We start from the raw sequence: 17,697 nt of genomic DNA on the forward strand, positions 1-17,697 counted from the left end.
GCCCGGCCGGCCCGGCCCGGCCTGCGCAGCCACGCGCGTGCTCGCGCCGGCGCTCATCGCGTCTCGACCCCGCGCGGCCCGGTGGGGGCGCTGCCGTGCAGCAGCTCGCGCACCTGGCTGACCGAGTGGAAGAAGTCCGCGTCTTCGCGCAGATTCTCGCCGCGGTCGCTCATGCGGCCGAGGTTCACGCCGAGCACGTCGCGGATGCGGCCGGGCCGCGGCGACATCACCACCACCCGGTTGGAGAGGAACACCGCCTCGGGGATGGAGTGGGTGACGAAGACGACGGCGGCGCTGGTCTCGGCGCAGATGCGCACGAGCTCGTTCTGCATGCGCTCCCGGGTCATCTCGTCGAGCGCGCCGAACGGTTCGTCCATCAACAGCAGGCTCGGGCTTTCGGCCAGCGAGCGGGCGATGGCCACCCGCTGCTGCATGCCGCCGGAGAGCTGGTCGGGGTAGTGCCCGGCGAAGTCGCTCAGGCCGACAAGTTCGATCAGCTCCGCGGCGCGCTCGCGGCGGGCGGCCTTGCCGGCGCCGTGCAGCTCCAGCGGCAGTTCGATGTTGCCGGTCACCGTGCGCCAGGGCAGCAGGCCGGCCTGTTGGAAGGCGATGCCGTAGTCCTGATCGATGCGCGCCTGACTGGCGGTCTTGCCGAACACCTTGATCGTCCCGCTGGTGGGGGTGTCGAGGTCGGCGATCAGCCGGAGCAGGGTGCTCTTGCCGCAGCCGCTGGGCCCGATCAGCGAAACGAATTCGCCGGGGGCGACGGTGAGGCTCACCGCATCCAGGGCCGTGACGGATGCGCCCTTGCGGCCGGCGAAGACCCGGCTGACGTCGGTCACCTCCACGGCGTGCTGTACCGGTGCTGCTGCCGTGGTCATGCGGCCACCTCTCCCCTGCGGAATCGACGTAGGAACAGTGAGATCAGGCCGACAAAACCGGCGGCGACGAGGCCGACCAGGATCGACCCGAAGATGGGGGCCCAGGGCTTGCCAGGGTCGCTGCCGGCGGCGCCGGCGTATTCGACGATGAGCCGGCCGATGCCGCCGCGCAGACCGATCGACACCTCGGCGACGACGCTGCCGATCACGGCGCTGGCCGCCGCGAGGCGGAGGGCAGGCAGCAGGTAGCCCACGCTGGCCGGCAACCGCAGCCGCCAGAGCGTCTTCCACCAGCCCACCGCGTAGCAGTGCATCAGGTCAACGTGGTTGGTGTCCGGGGAGCCGAGGCCCTTGAGCGCGCCGATCGAGACCGGGAAGAAGGCGAGGTAGGACGCGATCAGCGCCACCGACATCCAGTTCTCCCAGGTGAAGGCGCCGAACTCAAGCTGCGCGCCCCACCGCCGCACCAGCGGGGCCAGCGCGATCAGCGGCACGGTCTGGCTGAGGATGACCCAGGGCAGGATGGCCGATTCGGCCAGCGCGAAGCGCTGCATCAGCAGTGCCAGGGCCAGGCCCACCGAGACGCCGACGATCCAGCCGACGGCCGAGATGCCCAGGGTGAACAGGGACGCTTCGAAAACGGCCTGCCACATCGGTACCGCGCTGGCGCTGCCGGTGACGGGCTCCAGGATGCGCTCGAGCATCACCCACAGGTGCGGCATCGCCATCTCGCTGGCCCGCGGCAGCACGGTGAGACCGCCGATGACCACGCCGTCTTCGGGGCCGAAGAAGATGTAGAGCTCCCAGAGCACGGCGAGCACAAGCAGGCCGAGGGCGCCCACCAGGATGCGCCGCGGCATCCCCTGCCCCAGCCAGGCCCGGCCCCGCGCCGCCGCGCTGGACCTCGCGGGTCCGGTGCGCACGGAGCCGGCCGGGGTCATGCCTTGGCCGTGATGTGGTTGGCGAGGGCGGGGATCACGGTTTCGCCGTAGACCCGCAACGTCTCTTCTTTATTGTCGTGCTGCAGGTAGCCGGCGAACTGGTCGACGCCGAGTTCCTTGAGCGCCTTCAACTTCTCGATGTGAGCCTCGGCCGGCCCGAGCAGGCAGAACCTGTCGACGATCTCGTCGGGCACGAAGTCGGCGTGGGTGTTGCCGGCGCGACCGTGCTCGTTGTAGTCGTAGCCCTCGCGGCCCTTGATGTAGTCGGTCAGGGCCTGCGGCACCGCCCCGGACTGGCCGTACTTCTCCACGATGTCGGCCACGTGGTTGCCGACCATGCCGCCGAACCAGCGGTTCTGGTCGCGCATGTGCTGGATGTCGTCACCGATGTACATCGGCGCGGCCACGCAGAACTTGATGGCGTCAGGGTCGCGACCCACGTTCTCGGCGGCGGTGCGCACGGTCTTGATCATCCATTCGGCCACGTCGAGGTCGGCCATCTGCAGGATGAACCCGTCGCCGACCTCGCCGGTGAGCTTGAGCGCCAGCGGGCCGTAGGCGGCCACCCACACGTCGAGGGTGGAGCCCCTGCTCCAGGGGAACTGGAGGGTGGCACCGTTGTACTCGACCGCCCGGGAGTTGGCGAGTTCACGGATGACGTGAATCGATTCGCGCAGCGTCTTCAGGGTGCTGGGCCGGCCGTTGGTGACCCGCACCGCGGAGTCGCCACGCCCAATCCCGCAGATGGTGCGGTTGCCGTACATCTCGTTGAGGGTGGCGTAGGTGGACGCCGTGACGGTCCAGTCCCTGGTGGCCGGGTTGGTGACCATCGGGCCCACGATCACCTTGCGGGTCTCGCTCAAGATCTTGCTGTAGATCACATAGGGTTCCTGCCAGAGCAGGTGCGAGTCGAAGGTCCACACGTGGCTGAAGCCGTGGTTCTCGGCCAACTGGGCCAGCTGCACGGTGCGCGCCGAGGGCGGGTTGGTCTGAAGTACTGCGCCGAAGTCCATGGGGTTCCCGCCTAGATCAGGTACTGGCTGAGGCCGCGTTTGATGTACTTGCCATCACCCTTGGCGCCGAGGTACGCGTTGTCGTCGATGACGACCTTGCCGCGGGAGAGCACGGTGTCGACGTGGCCGTCGATCTCGAAGCCCTCGTAGGCGGAGTAGTCCATGTTCATGTGGTGGGTCTTGTCCAGGCCGGCTTCGGGCATCCCGATGGAAGTGTGGCCATTGGGGTCGTAGACCACCACGTCGCCGTCGGCACCGGGCTGGATGACACCCTTGGTGCCGTACATACCGAACATCCGCGCCGGGGTGGTGGAGGTGACCTCCACCCAGCGTTCGAGGGAGATCTGCTTGTCGACGACGCCCTGGTAGAGCAGGTCCATCCGGTGTTCGACCGACCCGATGCCGTTGGGGATCTTGGAGAAGTCGGTGAGCCCCATGTCTTTCTGTCCCTTCATGCAGAACGGGCAGTGGTCGGTGGAGACCATCTGGATGTCGTTGGTGCGCAGGCTCTGCCACATGTGGTGCTGGTGGCCCTCTGCCTTGGAGCGAAGCGGTGTCGAACAGACCCATTTGGCGCCCTCGAAGTCGCCCCACTCCTCGCTGTGGGCACCGAGCTGGTCCTCGAGTGAGAGATAGAGGTACTGCGGGCAGGTCTCGCCGAACACGTTCTGGCCGCGGTCCCGGGCGACGGCGATCTGCTCCACGGCCTGCTTGGCGCTCACGTGCACCACGTAGAGCGGCGCCCCGGTGAGGTTGGCGAGCATGATCGCCCGGTGGGTGGCCTCCTCCTCGGCCTGCCAGGGCCGGGTGAGGCCGTGATAGTAGGGCGTGGTGTTGCCGGCGGCGACGGCCTGCTGCACGAGCAAGTCGATGACGCTGCCGTTCTCGGCGTGCATCATGATCATGCTGCCGTTGCTCGCTGCCTTCTGCATGGCCTTGACGATCTGGCCGTCGTCGGAGAGGAACACTCCCTTGTAGGCCATGAACAGCTTGAAGCTGGAGACGCCCTCGTTGACGAGTTCGTCCATCGCGACGAGGGAGGAGTCCTGCACGTCGGAGAGGATCTGGTGGAAGCCGTAGTCGATGGCGCACTCGCCCCGGGCCTTTTCCTGCCAGAGGTGGTACTGGTCAAGCACGTTTTCGCCGGCGTACTGCACCACGAAGTCGACGATGCTCGTGGTGCCACCCCACGCCGCGGCGCGGGTGCCGGTCTCGAAGGTGTCGCTGGCCTCGGTGCCGCCGAACGGCATCTGCATGTGGGTGTGCGCGTCGATGCCGCCGGGGATGACGTACTTGCCGGCCGCGTCGATGACGGTGTCGACGTTCCGCTCGATGTCGAAGCCGAGCAGGGTGGAGCCGGGTGCGAGCACCGCGGCGATTCTCTCGCCGTCGATCAGCACATCCGCTGTGGCCGTTCCCGTGGAATTGACCACGGTGCCGTTCTTGATCAGGGTCTTCACGATGTTCTCCTGTTCGCTGCTTCGTCTGCGGGTCGCGCCCGTCTCGTTGGTTGAGCTTGTCGAAACCCCGTGAGCTGTTCTCTGAACGTAGGCTCGGTCACGGGGTCTCGACAGGCTCGACCGACGGATGGCCGGGTTTCGAGGTCGGGTGACGGGTGCTGCCCTTACGGCTTGGGGATCGAGGTGTACGAGTCCGGGCGGCGGTCCCGGTAGAACTGCCAGTTGTTGCGCACCTGGCGGATCATGCCCAGGTCCAGGTCACGAATCACGACCTCCTCGTCGACGCCGCTGCCCAGCTCGCCCACGTAGTTGCCCTGCGGGTCGACGAACTGGCTGGTGCCGTAGAACGTCACGGCGTCCTCGCCGTACTCGTTGTCCTCCCGGCCCACCCGGTTGGGCGCGGCCACGAAGTATCCGTTCGCGGCGGCCGCGGCCGGCTGTTCGATTTCCCAGAGCCGGTTCGACAGACCGGGCTTGGTCGCGTTGGGGTTGAAGACGATCTGCGCGCCGTTCAGGCCCAGCTCCCGCCAGCCCTCTGGGAAGTGCCGGTCGTAACAGATGTACACGCCGATCGGTCCGACGGCGGTGTGGAAGACCGGGTAGCCGAGGTTGCCGGGGCGGAAGTAGAACTTCTCCCAGAACTTGTCGAGGTGGGGAATGTGGTGCTTGCGGTATTTGCCGAGAATGGTGCCATCGGCATCCACCACCACAGCGGTGTTGTAGTACACGCCGGGCTGCTCTTCTTCGTAGATGGGCAGCACCATCACCAGGTTGAGCTCCTTGGCCAGGGCCGCGAAGCGTTGCACGATGGGGCCGTCGGCCGCCTCGGCATAGTCGTAGTACTTGGCGTCTTCGGTAATGCCGAAGTACGGGCCGTAGAACAGCTCCTGGAAGCAGATCACCTGCGCGCCGTCTGCGGCCGCATCGCGGGCGAACTTCTCGTGCTTGTCGAGCATCGAGTCGATGTCCCCCGTCCACGTGGTCTGGGTGATCGCCGCTCGCACGATGTTTGCTGTGCCACGGCTGGGTGTGTCAACGCTCATACTGTCTGCCTCCACTGGGTCTCACACTGTGGAACCTCGTCAGCGGGGGTCGGACGGCAACGCGATGTTCTGCGAGCTGAACGGTGAGAGAGCCTGTCGAGATCGAGCCACGTTACGGTGTCCGGTTTTGTTATTATTCGACGTAAACATTTCTGTTCTGTTTCTTCACATGACGCATGCGTAAATCATCATCCTGTCGTCAGAGGATGCTGCTGGCAAGCATTTGCCCCGGAAGGACCCCGTGCAGCTATACCTGGACGAGATCGAACAGGCCACGCCGGCCGGAATCGCCGCCGCCCTCGGCCGGCTGATCAGCACCGGCCGGATCGCCCCCGGCGAGCGCCTGCCCACGGTGCGGGACCTCGCCGGCGGACTCGGGGTGAGCCCCGCGACGGTCAGCCACGCCTGGCAGGCGCTCTCCGCAGCGGGGTTGATCGTCTCCCGCGGCCGCAGCGGCACCTTCGTGCGGGAACAGTCCCCACACTGGCTGCCGGCCCGCACCCAGTCGCTGGCCGGGCATCTGAGCGACACCCGCATCGACCTGTCCCGGGGCATGCCGGACCCGCTTCTGCTGCCCGCGCTCGGCCCCGCGCTCTCCAGGGTGTCCCAGCGGGCGATGACGCCCAGCTACCAGGCGTCACCGGTGATCCCGGAACTGCTCACCGTGCTGACCGGGTCCTGGCCGTACCGGTGCGAGTCGATCACGGTGGTCGACGGGGCCCTCGACGCGATCTCCCGCAGCCTCGAGCAGGTGGCCAGGTTCGGCGACAGGGTCATCGTCGAAGACCCGGGCTTCCCACCGTTCTTCGACCTGCTCGAGCAGATGGGCATCGAACGTCTGCCCGTGGCGGTGGATGCGGAGGGCATCGACCCGGCCGCCTTCCAGGCGGCGCTGGCGCAGTCGCCGGCCGCGGTCATCCTGCAGCCACGCGCGCACAACCCCACCGGCGCGTCGATGTCGCCGGACCGGGCCGAGGAGCTGGCCCGACTGCTGGCCGCCAGTAAACGCGCCGCGCATACCGTGGTGATCGAGGACGACCACTCCGGCGCGATCAGCACCTCCCCGGACGTGTCGCTCGGCCGCTGGCAGCCCGAGCGCGTGCTGCACGTGCGCAGCTACTCCAAGTCGCACGGGCCGGACCTGCGCATCGCCGCCCTCGGCGGGCCGGCCGCCCTGGTCGACCGGATCGTGTCCCGGCGGATGCTCGGCCCGGGCTGGACCAGCCGGATGCTGCAGACCATCCTGCACGAGCTGCTCACCGACAGTGCCAGCATGGCGCTGGTGTTCGAGGCCCGGCACGTGTACTTCGCAAGGCAGAAGGCGCTGGCGGATACCCTCACCGGGTTCGGCCTGCCCCTCGCCCGCGCCGACGGCATCAACGCCTGGGTGCCGGTTGCCGACGAGCGCGACGCCATCGTGAGGCTGGCGGCGTCCGGCATCCGGGTGGCCGGCGGCAGCCCGTTTCTCGCGGTGGACCGGTCCGAGGCGTTCATTCGGGTGACGGCAGGGGCGCTGGTGGACGACATGGTGCCGGTGGCGCGGGCGATCGTGGCTGCGGCCGGGCGCTGACGCATCCGCGCTCATCTGGCGCAATCGCGGCCGGGGTCGCGGGCGCCGGGACCGGGGGGCATGCTAGGCGCAACCGGAGACTCACCGGTGCGGTCCGGCGGATCCGACTCGGGCATGATCGACGCCGCGCTCGACAGGTGTGGAGGAATGATGATCGACGGCTTCGCGGGCACTGTTCTCCTGCCCGATTCGGACGAATTCCTGATGGCGGCCACGGCCTACGGGAAGGTCGGCAGTCCCGCGCTGGCTGTTCGCCCGACCACTGCGGCAGATGTCGCGGCGGCGATCGCCTATGCCAGGGCCCAGGGCCTTGTGCTGTCGGTACGGAGCGGCGGGCACAGCCCGTTGAACACCAACGATGGCGGAATGGTGCTGGACCTCTCCCGCATCCGTGACGTTGAGGTTCTCGAAGGAAACCGGGTACGGCTGGGCAGCGGCGCGACCTGGGGCGGTGTGGCCCAGGAACTGATCGAGTACGATCTGGCGGTCTCCAGCGGCGACACCTACACGGTGGGCGTTGGCGGTCTCACCCTGGGCGGCGGCATCGGGTGGTTGGTGCGACAACATGGCCTGGCGATCGACAGCCTGTGTGAGGTCGAGGTGGTGCTACCCAGTGGCGCCGTCGTGACGGCCAGCGAATCCAGTGAGCCAGAGCTGTTCTGGGCACTGCGCGGGGGCGGCGGCAACTTCGGCGTCGTCACGAGGTTCACCTTCCAGGCGCACCCGCTGCGGGGTGTGGTCTTCGGCACCATCCACGTGCGGCCGACGCATCTCGCCGACACTCTGCGCGGCTGGCGGGACGTCATGCGCGCGTCTCCGGAAGAACTCAATTCGACGGTGTATGCGACGCCCGAGTTCGGACCGGAGATGCCCGCGGAGACAAAAATTCTGGTCTGCTACGGCGGTGCCGACCAGGGCGAGGCCATGTCGGCCATCCGGCCCCTGCTCGCTCTGCCGGGGGTGACCGGCAACGACGTGGAACTCACGCTCTTCGTGGAGGTCTTCGACGAACCATCGGCCCCGCCGGGGTCGATCCGGATTGTCGACCGCAACGGCTTCGCCAGGGACTTCGACGACGAGCTCATCGAGCGGCTCACCATCGCGAACGCCGCGCCCGATTCGGCGGTGCTGATGGTGCGCTACCTGCGCGGGGCGATGAACCGGGTGCCCGCAGCTGCCACGGCATTCGCGCACCGTGATGTGGAGGTGCTGGTGATGTCGGCGGCGTTCCTGCCGCTGGATGCCCCCGACGAGGCCGAGCGGCGCATCCTGGACGGCTGGTGCGTCGTGGCCGCGAGATTGACGGGCACCTACGGCAGCTTCAATCTGCGCGCTTATCCCGACGTGCTCGGCCTGGCGTACCCGCCGGCCACCCTGGACCGGCTGCGGGCGGCGAAACGTCGCTATGACCCCGAGAACGTGCTGGCCCACAACCTCAACATCGTGCCCTGAGCCCGGTCCGCGGGGCGGGCGCCGAACATCTGTTGCCGATCCGGACAAGTGTTGCCGGCACACCGGGCGCAGATGTCCGCACGGGCAACAGTCGGCCGCCCGGCCCATTCGCGCTCCGACCACGGCATCCGCCCCGAACAGCAGGGGTTTAGGCTGATGGTGACCCCCGGTTCGATCTGACCGGTTGCGCCGGCCCGGATTTGGGCGGCAGGTCGGGGCTTTGCCTTCAGTTTCACCCCCACCTCGTTCGAGCCTGCTCCGACGCGTTCCGCGGCGCCGGCCGGTGCCTGTGTCGCCCGCGACACCGTGTTCGGTCCGTTACGTCGCGACCTTGTCGACGGATGCCCGGCTCCCGCCGCTCAGATTGGTCCCATGAAGACTCGCTACCCCGCCATCGCCACCACCGCGGCCGTGCTGCTGCTCGCCGGCTGCGCCTCCGGATCGACGGCCGCCGCGCCGGCTCCCAGCGCCTCGGCCGGCGACGCCGGTGCCTTCCCGGTGTCGGTTGAGAATTGCGGCACCACGCTCACCCTCGAGGCCGCGCCGGAGCGCATCGTCACGATCAAGTCGAACACCACCGAGCTGCTGCTCGCCCTGGGACTCGGCGAGCGCATCGTGGGCTCGGCGTTCCTCGACGGCCCGCTGCCGGCATCCCTCGCCGACGCCGGCGCCGATCTCAACGTGATCAGCGATTTCGTGCCCGGCCAGGAGGCCGTTCTGGCGCTCACCCCCGACTTCATCTACGGCGGTTGGGAGTCGAACTTCTCCGCCGAGGGCGTCGGCGAGCGTGCCGCGCTGACCGACCTGGGCATCGGCAGCTATGTTTCGCCGGCCGCGTGCAAGGGCGACGCCATGCCGGACCCGCTGACCTTCGAGACCGTGTTCGCCGAGATCGACGAGGCCGGGGCCCTGTTCGGCGTGCCGGATGCCGCCGCCGAACTGGTTGCCGAGCAGGAGGCCGAACTGGCCGCGCTTGAGCCCGCCACCGGTGACACCACCGCACTCTGGTACTCCAGCGGCACCGACACCCCGTACGTGGGCGCCGGCATCGGTTCGCCGCAGCTGATCATGGATGCGGCGGGGCTGACCAACATCTTCGCCGACGTGCAGGACACCTGGACCTCGGCCGGCTGGGAGTCCGTCGTGGCGGCGAACCCGAGCGTGATCGTGCTCGTGGATGCCACCTGGAACACCGCGGACTCGAAGATCGCCAACCTCAAGGCCAACGCGGCGACTGCCGGGCTCGACGCCGTGGTGAACGACCGCTACATCGTGGTGCCGTTCGCGGCGACCGAGGCGGGCATCCGCAACGTGGAGGCCGCCGGGTCTATCATCGACCAGCTCGCCGCGCTCGAGGCCAAGTAGGCCGACGGCAGGCAGCCAGACCGCACACCAACCCGATTCGAAGGACCGCGGATGACCGTCACCCCGAGCAGGCAGGGCCTCGGCACCGACTTGCCCAGCGGGTCGGCCGCGCCCGGGGGGTCCGGCTCGCCCGGCGCATCCGGCGCATCCGCGGCATCAGCTCGCGCCCGGCGCAGCGGCACGGCCCGGTACCTGGTCTGGCTGGTCGCAGCGCTGGTGGCGCTCGTGCTCGGCAGCGCGGTGGCCGTGACGATCGGCCCGGCCGACGTGAGCCTGGCGCAGGTCTGGGGCAGTGTGGCCGGCCACCTCGGCCTGCCCGGGCTCGCCGGCGACACCCCGGTGCCACCGCTGACCGACGCCATCGTCTGGCAGCTGCGGATGCCGCGGGTGCTCACCGCGGCCATGGTGGGCGCGGGCCTGGCGCTCAGCGGAGCGGTGATGCAGAGCGTCACCCGCAACCCGCTGGCCGATCCCTACCTGCTCGGCCTGTCCTCCGGGGCGTCGCTCGGCGCGGTCTGCGTGGTCATCCTCGGCATCGGTTTCGCGCTGCCGGCGGCCGCGTTCGCCGGGGCCCTGATCGCCCTGTTCGCCACCCTCAATATCGCCCGCGTCGGCGGCAGCATCACGCCCGGCCGGGCCGTGCTGGCCGGGCTGGCGATCGCCCAGCTGGGCTCGGCAGGCACCTCGTTCATCATCTTCTGGGCGGCCAAGGGCGACTCCTACCGGGAGATCCTCAACTGGCTGCTCGGCTCCCTGGCCGGCAGCTCGTGGAGCAGCGTACTGATCTCCGCGGTCGCGCTGGCCGTGGTGGGCACCGGCATCCTGCTCGCCGCCAGCCGGCTGGATGCGTTCACCTTCGGTGACACCAACGCCGCGTCACTGGGCATCAACGTGAACGCCACCCGCTGGGGATTCCTCGTGGCGGTGGCCCTGCTCACCGGAGCGATGGTGGCCGTCAGCGGGGCGATCGGCTTCGTGGGGCTGATCCTGCCGCACCTGGTGCGCGGGCTCAGCGGGCCGGGCCACCGGCGCCTGCTGCCGCTCGTCGCGGTGGTGGGGGCACTGTTCCTGGTGCTCGCCGACACCCTCGCCCGCACGGTCTTCGACCCACGCGAGCTGCCGGTGGGCATCATCACCGCGTTCATCGGCGTGCCCGTGTTCATCCTGCTGATCAAGCGCAAACGAAGCGCGGCCTGGGCATGAGTCGCGAGCACGCGGCCGCCGCGGCCGCACCGCGAGTTGCCGCAGATACCCCCTTCGAGGGCTCTGAAGGGGCACTTTCCCGCAATTCGGGAGAGTCCGGCTCGCGAGTTGCCGCAAACTCCCTCATGAGCAGCTCTGAAGCGGCACTTTCGAGCAACTCGCGCACGCCGGGCGACGCGGGGGTCGTGCTCGACGGGGTGTCTCTGAGCATCGAGGGCACGCGCATCCTGCAGGGTGTCTCGGCGACCCTGCCGCCCGGCACCGTCACGGGGCTTCTCGGACCGAACGGGGCGGGCAAGTCCAGCCTGTTGCGCATCATCGCGGGCATCGACCGGGCGGATGCCGGCACCGTCACCCTCGACGGCGCCGTCGTGGGGCAGCTGCGGCGGCGGGAGGCCGCCCGGCGCATCGCCCTGCTCGAGCAAAACGTGGCGCCCAGCGTGGACCTGTCCGTGCGGGAGGTGGTGCTGCTCGGCCGCATCCCGCACCGCAGCCGGCTGCTGGGCAGCTTCGGCGGCGAGGACGACCTCGCCGTGGCCACGGACGCGCTGACGATGGTGGGCGCCACCGACCTGGTGGACCGGCGCTGGCACACCCTCAGCGGTGGCCAGCAGCAACGGGTGCAGATCGCCCGCGCCCTGGCCCAGCGGCCGAGCCTGCTGCTGCTCGACGAACCCACCAACCACCTCGATGTGAGCGCCCAGCTGTCGCTGCTGCACCAGGTGCGCGGGCTGGGCCTCACCTCGGTGCTCGCCCTGCACGACCTCAACCTCGCCGCCGCCTATTGCGACCACATCGTGCTGCTGCAGGGCGGCCGACTCGCGGCGTTCGGCACCCCCGCCGAGGTACTGCGACCCGACACCATCCGGGCGGTCTACGGCGTCGACTGCGACATCGTGCCGCACCCCCGCACGGGACGGCCGGTGATCGTGTTCTCCGGGCCCGACGAGCAGCCGCCGCCATCCGCCCCGCCCGCGGCGCGAGATGCCACTTCAGGCCCCCTCAGCGCCCCGCAACCGGCCGCAACTGGCAACTCGCGCCCCACTCCCCCACGAAATGCCACATCGCGCCCCCTCAGCGCCGGTCAACCGGCCGCAACTGGCAACTCGCACCAGCACCCCTAGGCCTGCAGAAGGAACCCCATGACCCGAGTCACAGTTCTCGCCGGCGGTGTCGGCGGCGCCCGCTTCACCCGCGGGTTGCTGCAACAGCTGGCACCAGGCGACGAGCGAATTGCCGCAAATGCCCCCTTCGGCGGCCCGGAAAGTGCACATTCCGGCACGTCGGCGCAGGACGGCACCGCCGGCGAGGTCACTGTGATCGTCAACACCGGCGATGACATGTGGCTGGACGGGCTGCGTATCTGCCCCGACCTCGACACCGTGATGTACACCCTCGGCGGCGGCATCAGCGAGGAGCAGGGCTGGGGCCGGCCCGACGAGTCCCGGCGCACCTCCGCCGAGATCGCCGCCTACGGGCGCGGCTGGTCCTGGTTCACCCTCGGCGACCTCGACCTGGCCACCCACATCGTGCGCACCGACCTGCTCCGGGGCGGCGCCACCCTCAGCGCCGCCACCGAGTTCCTCTGCCGCCGCTGGAAGCCCGGCGCGCGCCTGCTCCCGATGAGCGACCAGTTCGTGGAGACCCACGTGCGCCTGGCCGCCGACGCCGACGAGCACCGCGCGGGCGACCTTATTCACTTCGAGGAATGGTGGGTGCGCTACCGCGCCGGCCAACCCGTCACCGAGTTCGTGCAGGTGGGCCTGGCCGACGCCGTCGCGGCGCCCGGCGTGATCGACGCCATCCTCAGCGCCGACCTGGTGATCCTGCCGCCGTCGAACCCCGTCGTCTCGGTCGGCACGATCCTGAGCATCCCTGGCATCCGCGAAGCCCTGCGCGCCACCACCGCCCGGGTCGTGGGCATCTCACCGATCATCTCCGGCGCCGCTGTGCGCGGCATGGCCGACACCTGCCTGACCACCATCGGCGTGGAGACCTCCGCCCTCGCGGTGGGCCTGCACTACGGCTCCCGCCAACGCGACGGCGTGCTCGACGCCTGGCTCGTCGACGAGACGGATGCCGACGCCGTGCCCGCGCTCGAGGCCGCCGGCATCCGTTCGACCGCCGTGCCGCTCTGGATGAGCGATGTGGCCGCCACGGCGCAGATCGCCGCCGAGGCCCTGCGGATCGCCGCCGACCTGACGGCCGCCGCTCACCCGGCGACCCACGACCTGCCGATCGCGGAGTTCGCCTTTCCCGGCCCGCTACGCGACCAGCTTGTCGCCGCGATCCTGGACGGCTCGAAAACGTCGACGACGTCCACACTCATCGAATACGGCATCGAGGACGAGCCGCTGCCCGTGATCGGCAGCCGGCAGGTCGTGATCGACTCGGCCGGCCGCCCGGCGGCGATCATCGAGACCACGGGGATGCGCGTGGTGCGTCTCGGTGCCGTGGATCTCGACCACGCCCGCGCTGAGGGCGAGGGTTATGACTCCGTGGCCGCCTGGCGGGTCGGCCACGAGTCCTTCTGGCACAGCGACGACATGCGCGCGTACCTCGGCGATCCTGCCTTCACCGTCACCGACGACACCGAGGTCGTGCTCGAACGACTGCGGCTGATCGAGGTGCTGCCCCGCGCCTGACCCGCCCGGCCAAGCGGAACTCCGCCGAGCGGCCTACTATCACCGGTAAGCCGGTTCGATTGTACGGAAGGCGGAACTGTCATGGACACTGCCACGGTCATCTGGATCATCGTGGGTATCGTCGTCGTGCTCGCGATCATCGGCGTCATTGCGGTCGTCGCGTCCCGGCGTGGCCGGGAGCAGCGCGAGAAGAAACGCCGTGCCGACCAGCAGCGGGCCGAGGAGATGCGCCGGGACGCGGAGGCCCGTGCCCTCGACGCCCGCGAGAACGAGGCCAAGGCCACCCGTGCTCAGGCGGATGCCCAGCAGGCGCAAGTGGACGCCGACCGCCTGCGCCAGGAGGCCGACCAGCGCCAAGCCCAAGCGCAGGAGCTGCGCGCCCACTCCGAGAAGCAGAGTCGGCATGCCGACGAGATCGATCCGACCGTGGACACGCGCCACGGCGGACGCCACGACGACCCCGCGACAGGTGTCGGCACGGCAGACGAGCGCCAGGAGACCACCAAGGCGCGCCACACCGATCCGCCCCCGCCGCAGAGCACCGAGAACCGAACCTGAGACAACCGCATACCGCCGCGAGCGAAGGGCCAACCTCATGTCTCCAACTCCCCCGCCGCCCCGCGTCTACGGCACCTGGCCGGGCGGGATGCCGTTCCTCGCCGTCGGCGCCGGCCCTCCGCTGGTCTTCCTGGCCGGGATCACGCCCAACCACGAGCCGCCTACGGGCTCCGACCGGCGCTTCCAGACCCGGCAGCTGCTGCCCTTCGCCGCGTCCCGCCGGGTGTGGTGGGTGAACCGCCGCCCTGGCCTCGAGCCCGGCGCCACCATGGCCGATATCGCCGCCGACTACGCCAACGCGATGCTGCGGCGCTTCGACGAGCCCGTCGACGTGATCGGCGAGTCCACCGGCGGCAGTGTGGCGCTGCAGCTGGCCGCCGACCATCCCGCCGTGGTGAAACGGCTCGTGATCGTGTCGGCCGCGTATCGGTTGGGCGACGAGGGCCGGGACACCCAGCTTCGGACCGCCGACAACGTGCTCGACGGACGACCGAGGGCCGCCAGTGCCGAAATGATGCGCATGCTCGGAGCCGGCACTCAATCCAGGCGGCTGCTGGCTGCTCTCGGCTGGTTGGTCGGTGCGCGATTCTTCGGCCACACCACGGCCGACCTGATCACCACGATCCGGGCCGAGGATGCCTTCGACCTGCACACCAGGCTGGCCGATATCGTCGCCCCGACCCTGGTGATCGGCGGGGGCCGGGATGCCTTCTACTCGGCCGAGCTGTTCCGCGAGACTGCCGAGGGCATCCCCCGCGGCACCCTGGCCCTGTACCCCGGGCGCGGGCATCTGGGCACCATGCTGGATCCCCGGTTCCTGCCGGACGTGCTCTCGTTCCTGGACCCGCCCGACGACGCCGGCTCGCCGGCCACCCTGGCCGAACCGGGCGTGGGCAACGATGACATCACGCGCTGACCAGTGCGCCTGCATGCTCCGGCCGCACCTCGGTACAGTGAGTGAGACATCCGCCCCACATCGAAGTGAGCACAGTGGAAAAATCCCGCGCCACGGTCCGATCGGCATCTCCCGTCGTTCCGTTTCTGCCCATCATCGTGGTCGGTCTGATACACCTGGGCGCCATCCTGTTGTCGCTGCACGGCCTGGCGGAGTGGACGAAGCCGCTGCTGATGCCGGCCCTGGCGACCGGGCTCATCTGGGGTGCGCCGCAGCGTCGCTCGCCGGCGATTGTGCTCGGGGTGGTCGCGCTGTTCTTCTCGTGGGTGGGAGACGTCACGATCCCGTGGTGGTTCGTCGTCGGCCTGGTCTTCTTCCTGCTGGCGCACATCACCTACCTCGTGCTTTTCGTCTCCCGGATCGCGGTACGCCGGGTGCAATGGTGGGCCATCGCCTACGCGGTCTGGCTCGTCGTGTTGCTGATGATCCTGGGCCCGCATACCGGCTCGCTGCTGGTTCCGGTCATCGCGTACGGCATCGTGCTCTCCGCGATGGCCGCCTTCGCGTCTCGGTGCAACCGCTGGGTCGCCTGGGGCGGGGCGCTGTTCGTCGTCTCCGACTCGCTCCTGGCGATCAACAGGTTTTTGCCGGATGCCGGCATCCCCCTGGCGGATTTCCTGATCATGGTCACCTATATCGCGGCCCAGACGCTCATAGTGTGGGGGCTATTGCGGCACGAGCGGGCTCGGGCGGCTACGGCGTAACAGCCGCATCGCGTTGACGATCACGAGGAGAACGGATGCCTCGTGCACGAGCATCCCCACGGCCATGGTCACGCCGCCCCACAGCACCCCGGCCAGCAGCAGCGCCACCGTGACCAGGGCGAGGGCCACGTTCTGATGCATGGTGCGCACGGTGCGCCGGGCCAGGTCGATGGCCGCGGGGAGCATCAGCAGGTTGTCACCCATCAGGGCGATGTCGGCGGTTTCGACCGCCACCGCAGACCCGGCCGCGCCCATCGCGATGCCGATGTCCGCGGTGGCCAGCGCCGGGGCGTCGTTCACGCCGTCGCCCACCATCGCCACAACGTGGCCGTCCTGTTGCAGCCGCGTCACGACGTCGAGCTTGTCCTCCGGCAACAGCGATGCCCGGATCTCGTCGATGCCGACCGCGGCGCCGACAGCCGCGGCCACCAGCGGCCCGTCGCCGGTGAGCATGATGACCCTGTGCACCCCGGCGGCGCGCAAGGCCGCCACCATACCGGCGGCGTCGGGGCGCACCTCGTCGGCGACCGCGAGGACTCCGGCCACGGTGCCGTCGATCACGACGATCAGCGGCGTACGCCCGCGGGCGGCGAGGTCGGCGGCCACCGTGACGGCCGCATCCGGGTCGTAGATGGCGTGAGCGGCCAGCAGCGCCGGGTTGCCGATCAGCACGGAACGCCCGGCCACGGTGGCGGTGATGCCCTGGCCGGGGATCGACGTGATGGTGTCGGGCAGGAGGGTTCCACCGGCACCGCGATCTGCCGCACCGACCGTCTCCAGAGCGTGCTCCGCTGCGGCCAGCACGATCGCTCCGGCCAGCGGATGCTCGGAGCCGGCCTCGGCCCGAGCGGCCCAGCCGAGCACGTCGGCGCGGGTCAGCTCGGGGTTCAGCACCACGACGTCGGTCAGCCGCGGGCGACCCCTGGTGAGGGTTCCGGTCTTGTCGACGGCGACGACGGTGACCTTCGATGCGCTCTCGAGGAACTCGCCGCCCTTGATCAGGATTCCGGACCGGGCGGCGCGGCCGATGCCGGCGACGATCGCGACGGGAATCGAGACGACCAGGGCGCCTGGGCAGCCGATGACCAGCAGCGTCAGCGCGAGGAACAGGTCGCCGGAAAGCAACCCGACGACCACGGCGAGCACCAGGATGCCTGGGGTGTACCAGGCGGAGAACCTGTCCATGAAGACCTGGGTCGGGGCGGTGGCATCCTGCGCCTCCTCGACCCTGTGCACGATGCGGGCCAGGGTGGTGGCCGCACCGACCTCGGTGGCCTCGACCTGCAACAACCCGCCGGTGGACATCGTGCCGGCAAAGACCCTGTCGCCGGGAGCCTTGGCCACCGGGAGGGATTCGCCCGTGATCGAGGCTTCGTCGAGGGTGCCGGTGCCGTGCCGCACGGTGCCGTCCACCGGAACCCGCGCGCCGGACTTGACCAGCACGGTCTCCCCGGTGAGCACGTCGGCGGCCGGCACCTCGGTCTGCGCACCATCGCGGAGCACCAGGGCCACGTCGGGGGCCAGCGCCACAAGGGCGGTCAGGGCGGACCGGGTGCGGTTCAGGGTGGCCGTCTCGAGGGCGTGGCCGATGGCGAACAGGACGGTCACCGCTGCGGCCTCCCAGTATTCGCCGAGCACGATCGCGCCCACCGTGGCCACGGTGACGAGCAGGTCGATGCCGACCACCCGCCCGGACAGGCCGCGCAGGGCCGCCCGGGCGATCGGGGCGCCGGCCACAACGGCGGCCGCCACCATCGCCGCGTCCGAGGCCAGGCTCAGCGCGGGCACCGGGCCGGCCAGCCAGGCCGCCGCGATCAGCGTCCCTGATACCACCGGAATCGTCCACCGGGTGTTCAGGCGGCGGCCGATCCCGGCCGCGGTGCGCATGTCACTCCCCCAGCCTGGCC

General features: G+C 69.8%; 15 protein-coding genes. 9 read left to right on the top strand and 6 right to left on the bottom strand.

Annotated elements, in window-relative coordinates; all coding sequences use genetic code 11:
* Positions 1 to 53: 53 nt before the first annotated feature.
* The 5 genes from E3O57_RS04740 to E3O57_RS04760 all read right to left on the bottom strand — a co-directional run bounded on the left by E3O57_RS04740 (position 54) and on the right by E3O57_RS04760 (position 5,338).
* On the bottom strand, positions 54 to 881 hold the full coding sequence (locus E3O57_RS04740; RefSeq protein WP_103478533.1) for an ABC transporter ATP-binding protein: 828 nt from the start codon (positions 879 to 881) through the stop codon (positions 54 to 56).
* Entirely contained in the window at positions 878 to 1,822 is a 945-nt protein-coding gene (locus tag E3O57_RS04745) for an ABC transporter permease (RefSeq protein ID WP_103478532.1), read from the bottom strand. The genes E3O57_RS04740 and E3O57_RS04745 overlap by 4 nt, the downstream gene beginning before the upstream one ends.
* Positions 1,819 to 2,835, bottom strand: coding sequence for a TIGR03842 family LLM class F420-dependent oxidoreductase (locus tag E3O57_RS04750; protein WP_088457445.1), 1,017 nt, complete (start codon positions 2,833 to 2,835; stop codon positions 1,819 to 1,821). The genes E3O57_RS04745 and E3O57_RS04750 overlap by 4 nt, the downstream gene beginning before the upstream one ends.
* An 11-nt stretch (positions 2,836 to 2,846) precedes the next feature.
* On the bottom strand, positions 2,847 to 4,298 hold the full coding sequence (gene hydA, locus E3O57_RS04755) for a dihydropyrimidinase (RefSeq protein ID WP_103478531.1): 1,452 nt from the start codon (positions 4,296 to 4,298) through the stop codon (positions 2,847 to 2,849).
* 161 nt (positions 4,299 to 4,459) lie between these two features.
* Positions 4,460 to 5,338 carry a nitrilase-related carbon-nitrogen hydrolase gene (locus tag E3O57_RS04760; protein WP_103478530.1) on the bottom strand — a complete coding sequence of 293 codons (879 nt, stop codon included), beginning with the start codon at positions 5,336 to 5,338 and terminating at the stop codon, positions 4,460 to 4,462.
* Positions 5,339 to 5,579: 241 nt separating this feature from the next.
* On the opposite strand from E3O57_RS04760, the gene E3O57_RS04765 reads away from it, so the two are divergent.
* From E3O57_RS04765 to E3O57_RS04805, 9 genes are all read left to right on the top strand, one after another.
* The gene (locus E3O57_RS04765; RefSeq protein ID WP_241990306.1) at positions 5,580 to 6,908 is read left to right on the top strand and encodes an aminotransferase class I/II-fold pyridoxal phosphate-dependent enzyme; all 1,329 of its coding nucleotides are present in this window, start codon (positions 5,580 to 5,582) and stop codon (positions 6,906 to 6,908) included.
* A gap of 114 nt (positions 6,909 to 7,022) precedes the next feature.
* The gene (locus E3O57_RS04770) at positions 7,023 to 8,360 is read left to right on the top strand and encodes an FAD-binding oxidoreductase (RefSeq protein ID WP_165787851.1); all 1,338 of its coding nucleotides are present in this window, start codon (positions 7,023 to 7,025) and stop codon (positions 8,358 to 8,360) included.
* A 372-nt stretch (positions 8,361 to 8,732) separates the two neighbouring features.
* Positions 8,733 to 9,725: a putative F420-0 ABC transporter substrate-binding protein gene (locus E3O57_RS04775; RefSeq protein ID WP_103478527.1), complete on the top strand. Its 993-nt coding sequence runs from the start codon at positions 8,733 to 8,735 to the stop codon at positions 9,723 to 9,725.
* Positions 9,726 to 9,776: 51 nt separating this feature from the next.
* Positions 9,777 to 10,928, top strand: a complete 1,152-nt coding sequence (locus E3O57_RS04780) for a putative F420-0 ABC transporter permease subunit (RefSeq protein WP_103478526.1) — start codon at positions 9,777 to 9,779, stop codon at positions 10,926 to 10,928.
* A gap of 125 nt (positions 10,929 to 11,053) precedes the next feature.
* Positions 11,054 to 12,052 carry an ABC transporter ATP-binding protein gene (locus E3O57_RS04785; protein ID WP_103478525.1) on the top strand — a complete coding sequence of 333 codons (999 nt, stop codon included), beginning with the start codon at positions 11,054 to 11,056 and terminating at the stop codon, positions 12,050 to 12,052.
* Between the two features lie 18 nt (positions 12,053 to 12,070).
* Positions 12,071 to 13,573, top strand: coding sequence for a 2-phospho-L-lactate transferase (cofD, locus tag E3O57_RS04790; RefSeq protein WP_103478524.1), 1,503 nt, complete (start codon positions 12,071 to 12,073; stop codon positions 13,571 to 13,573).
* Positions 13,574 to 13,654: 81 nt separating this feature from the next.
* The gene (locus tag E3O57_RS04795) at positions 13,655 to 14,131 is read left to right on the top strand and encodes a hypothetical protein (RefSeq protein ID WP_088457453.1); all 477 of its coding nucleotides are present in this window, start codon (positions 13,655 to 13,657) and stop codon (positions 14,129 to 14,131) included.
* 37 nt (positions 14,132 to 14,168) lie between these two features.
* On the top strand, positions 14,169 to 15,047 hold the full coding sequence (locus E3O57_RS04800; RefSeq protein ID WP_198415047.1) for an alpha/beta fold hydrolase: 879 nt from the start codon (positions 14,169 to 14,171) through the stop codon (positions 15,045 to 15,047).
* Between the two features lie 74 nt (positions 15,048 to 15,121).
* Complete coding sequence (locus E3O57_RS04805) at positions 15,122 to 15,790, top strand: lysoplasmalogenase (protein WP_088457455.1); 669 nt, start codon at positions 15,122 to 15,124, stop codon at positions 15,788 to 15,790.
* On the opposite strand, the gene E3O57_RS04810 is transcribed toward E3O57_RS04805, so the two are convergent.
* The gene (locus tag E3O57_RS04810) at positions 15,752 to 17,677 is read right to left on the bottom strand and encodes a cation-translocating P-type ATPase (protein ID WP_103478523.1); all 1,926 of its coding nucleotides are present in this window, start codon (positions 17,675 to 17,677) and stop codon (positions 15,752 to 15,754) included. The genes E3O57_RS04805 and E3O57_RS04810 overlap by 39 nt on opposite strands.
* Positions 17,678 to 17,697 lie beyond the last annotated feature (20 nt).

It is taken from the genome of Cryobacterium sp. TMN-39-2 (assembly GCF_004402745.1).
GTDB lineage: Bacteria > Actinomycetota > Actinomycetes > Actinomycetales > Microbacteriaceae > Cryobacterium > Cryobacterium zongtaii.

Bases quoted from the DNA above. Each gene is read 5' to 3' on its own strand.
- E3O57_RS04740 (WP_103478533.1), bottom strand. From the start codon at position 881: ATGACCACGGCAGCAGCACCGGTACAGCACGCCGTGGAGGTGACCGAC.
- E3O57_RS04745 (WP_103478532.1), bottom strand. From the start codon at position 1,822: ATGACCCCGGCCGGCTCCGTGCGCACCGGACCCGCGAGGTCCAGCGCG.
- E3O57_RS04750 (WP_088457445.1), bottom strand. From the start codon at position 2,835: ATGGACTTCGGCGCAGTACTTCAGACCAACCCGCCCTCGGCGCGCACC.
- E3O57_RS04760 (WP_103478530.1), bottom strand. From the start codon at position 5,338: ATGAGCGTTGACACACCCAGCCGTGGCACAGCAAACATCGTGCGAGCG.
- E3O57_RS04770 (WP_165787851.1), top strand. From the start codon at position 7,023: ATGATCGACGCCGCGCTCGACAGGTGTGGAGGAATGATGATCGACGGC.
- E3O57_RS04775 (WP_103478527.1), top strand. From the start codon at position 8,733: ATGAAGACTCGCTACCCCGCCATCGCCACCACCGCGGCCGTGCTGCTG.
- E3O57_RS04780 (WP_103478526.1), top strand. From the start codon at position 9,777: ATGACCGTCACCCCGAGCAGGCAGGGCCTCGGCACCGACTTGCCCAGC.
- E3O57_RS04785 (WP_103478525.1), top strand. From the start codon at position 11,054: ATGAGCAGCTCTGAAGCGGCACTTTCGAGCAACTCGCGCACGCCGGGC.
- cofD (WP_103478524.1), top strand. From the start codon at position 12,071: ATGACCCGAGTCACAGTTCTCGCCGGCGGTGTCGGCGGCGCCCGCTTC.
- E3O57_RS04795 (WP_088457453.1), top strand. From the start codon at position 13,655: ATGGACACTGCCACGGTCATCTGGATCATCGTGGGTATCGTCGTCGTG.
- E3O57_RS04800 (WP_198415047.1), top strand. From the start codon at position 14,169: ATGTCTCCAACTCCCCCGCCGCCCCGCGTCTACGGCACCTGGCCGGGC.
- E3O57_RS04810 (WP_103478523.1), bottom strand. From the start codon at position 17,677: ATGCGCACCGCGGCCGGGATCGGCCGCCGCCTGAACACCCGGTGGACG.